Source organism: Phenylobacterium sp., from assembly GCF_044236515.1.
In the GTDB taxonomy this organism is placed as follows: domain Bacteria; phylum Pseudomonadota; class Alphaproteobacteria; order Caulobacterales; family Caulobacteraceae; genus Phenylobacterium.
The window spans coordinates 1-2,847 of record NZ_JBIIGK010000253.1; the positions used below are offsets into that span (position 1 = coordinate 1).

A 2,847-nucleotide genomic window follows, 5' to 3' on the forward strand; every position below is an offset into this window, starting at 1 on the left:
GCTCTTCGCCGCGCATCTCGGCCTTGAAGGTGCAGCCGACGCCGCAATAGGCGCAGGTCGTCACCACCGAATGCTCAGGCGTGCCGATCTCGATGACCGCCTTTTCGTTCAGGGCGGCGGTCGGGCAGGCCTGGACGCAGGCGCCGCACGAGACGCATTCGGAGTCGAGGAACGGCTGGCTCTCGCTGGCGGCGATCCGGCTCTCGAACCCGCGGCCGCTGACCGTCAGGGCGAAGGTGCCCTGCACTTCGTCGCAGGCCCGCACGCAGCGCGAGCAGACGATGCACTTCGAGGAGTCGAAGGTGAAATAGGGGTTAGACGTGTCGCACGGCAGGTCGAGGTGGTTCTCGCCCTCATAGCCGTAGCGGACCTCGCGCAGTCCGACCGCGCCGGCCATGTTCTGCAGCTCGCAGTCGCCGTTGGCCGAACAGGTCAGGCAGTCCAGCGGGTGATCGGAGATGTAGAGCTCCATCACCCCCTTGCGCAGCTTCTTGAGCTGCGGCGTCTGGGTGCGCACGACCATGCCCTCGGCCGCCGGCGTCGTACAGGCGGCCGGCGTGCCGGGACGGCCGTCGATCTCGACCAGGCACAGCCGGCAGGAGCCGAACGCCTCCAGGCTGTCGGTGGCGCAGAGCTTGGGGATCTGGGTGCCCATCGCCTGGGCGGCGCGGATCAGCGAGGTCCCGGCCGGCACGCTGACCTGCTGGCCGTCGATGGTCAGGGTGACGCGGGCCTGCGACGTCGAGGCCGGCGTGCCGTAGTCGATCTCGGTGATCAGGCCCAACTCAGACCTCCTCGACGGCGGGCTGCCGGCGGTCGTTACGCGCCAGGAAGTCCTCCGGAAAATGCCGGATCGCGCTCATCACCGGATAGGGCGTCAGCCCGCCGAGGGCGCAGAGCGATCCAAGCCGCATAGTCTCGCACAGGTCTTCCAGGACGGCGAGTTGCCCCGCCTCGCCGGCCATCGCGCGGTCGAGGGTCTCCTGCCCGCGCACCGCCCCCAGCCGACAGGGCGTGCACTTGCCGCAGCTCTCGATGGCGCAGAACTCCAGGGCGAACCTCGCTTGCTGAGCGAGGTCCACCGTGTCGTTGAAAACGACGACGCCGGCGTGGCCCACGAGCCCGCCGGCCGCCGCGAAGGCCTCGTAGTCCAACGGCGTGTCGAACAGCGCCGGCGGGAAATAGGCGCCCAGCGGGCCGCCGACCTGGACCGCGCGCACCGGCCGGCCGCTCAGCGTGCCGCCGCCGATGTCGTTCACGAGCTCGCCCAGGGTCACCCCGAAGGCGGTCTCGAACAGGCCGCCGTTGCGGACGTCGCCGGCCAGCTGCACCGGCATGGTCCCGCGCGATCGGCCCATGCCGAAGTCGGCGTAGGCCTGCGGCCCCTCGGCCAGCACGAACGGCACGGCGGCCAACGTCAGGACGTTGTTGATCAGCGTCGGCCGGCCGAACAGGCCCTGGTGCGCCGGCAACGGCGGCTTGGCCCGCACCATGCCGCGCTTTCCCTCCAGGCTCTCGAGCAGCGCCGTCTCCTCGCCGCAGACATAGGCCCCGGCCCCGACCCGCACCTCGATGTCGAACGGCATGCGGCCGCCGTTGGCGCTCGGACCGAGCAGGCCCGCCGCCCGCGCGGTCTCGACGGCGCGCGAGAAGGCGCGCACCGCCAGCGGATATTCCGAGCGGATGTAGACGTAGCCCTTCGTCGCCCCGACCGCGAAGCCGGCGATGGCCATGCCCTCGATCAGCAGGAAGGGATCGCCTTCCAGCAGCATGCGGTCGGCGAACGTCCCGCTGTCGCCCTCGTCGGCATTGCAGACCACGTACTTCTGGGCTGCGGGCGCGAGGCGCACCGTCTCCCACTTGATCCCGGCCGGGAAGCCGGCGCCGCCGCGGCCGCGCAGGCCGGAGGCGCGGACCGCCTCCACCACCGCTTCAGGCGTCATTCCGACCGCCCTGGCGAGGCCCTGCAGCCCGCCGTGCGCCTGATAGTCCGACAACGACTGCGGGTCGGTGATCCCGCAGCGGGCGAAGGTCAGCCGCGACTGGCGTTTCAGGAACGGCAACTCGGCTGGATCGCCGATCCGGGTCGGATGATCGCCTCCGCCAGCGACCAGCGCGTCCAGCAGGGTCGGAATATCGTCCTCATAGACCCGGGCGTAGCCGATCCGGCCGCCTGGCGTCTCGACCTCGACCAGCGGCTCCAGCTCGAACATTCCGCGCGAGCCGTTGCGGACGATGTCGAGGTCGATCCCGCGCTCCGCCGCCAGCCGCCCGAGCGCGCGGACCAGCCGGTCGGCGCCAACCGCGATCGCCGCCATGTCGCCGGGAATGAAGACCTTCAGGCTCATCACGCCAGGCTCCGGACCAGCGCCGTGGCCGACGCCGGGGTCAGGCGGCCGACCGGCTCGCCGTCGACCAACGCCGCCGGGCCGCTGGCGCACAGGCCCAGGCAATAGATGGCCTCGACCGTCAGCCGGCCTTCGGCGCGCGTCTCGCCCATCGCCACGCCGGCCGCGTCCAGCGCCGCGCGCTCGACCTCGCGACCGCCCCGCGCCTGACAGGCCTCGGCGCGGCACAGCTTCATCACCCGCTCGCCGGCCGGCGCGCGCCGGAAGTCGTGATAGAAGGTGATGACGCCATGCACTTCGGCCCGCGACAGGTTCAGCGCCGCGGCGAGCAATGCCGTCGCCGGTTCCGGCACATGGCCGAAGGCATCCTGCAGGTCGTGGAGGATGGGCAGCAAGGCCCCCTCGCGCCCGTCGTGCGCCTCGACGATCGCAGCCGCGACGTCGGCGTTCCACGGCTGGAACCGGCTCATCCATCCTCCCGACGCCGGGCGTCTCGCGG

General features: G+C 71.5%; 3 protein-coding genes. All 3 read right to left on the bottom strand.

The window, feature by feature from the left end; translation table 11 throughout:
* Window positions 1-784 (bottom strand): 2Fe-2S iron-sulfur cluster-binding protein (locus ACILRF_RS15910; RefSeq protein ID WP_395674616.1); only part of this gene is annotated, 784 nt, incomplete at its 3' end.
* Window position 785: 1 nt separating this feature from the next.
* Window positions 786-2,348 (bottom strand): formate dehydrogenase beta subunit, encoded by a 1,563-nt coding sequence (locus tag ACILRF_RS15915; protein ID WP_395674618.1) that lies wholly within the window; start codon window positions 2,346-2,348, stop codon window positions 786-788.
* The coding region (locus ACILRF_RS15920; RefSeq protein ID WP_395674620.1) for a formate dehydrogenase subunit gamma at window positions 2,348-2,847 on the bottom strand (500 nt) is incomplete at its 5' end. The genes ACILRF_RS15915 and ACILRF_RS15920, both read right to left, overlap by 1 nt.

What these genes read in the sequence shown, in the direction of transcription:
- ACILRF_RS15915 (WP_395674618.1), bottom strand. Translation starts at nt 2,348, where the DNA reads ATGAGCCTGAAGGTCTTCATTCCCGGCGACATGGCGGCGATCGCGGTT.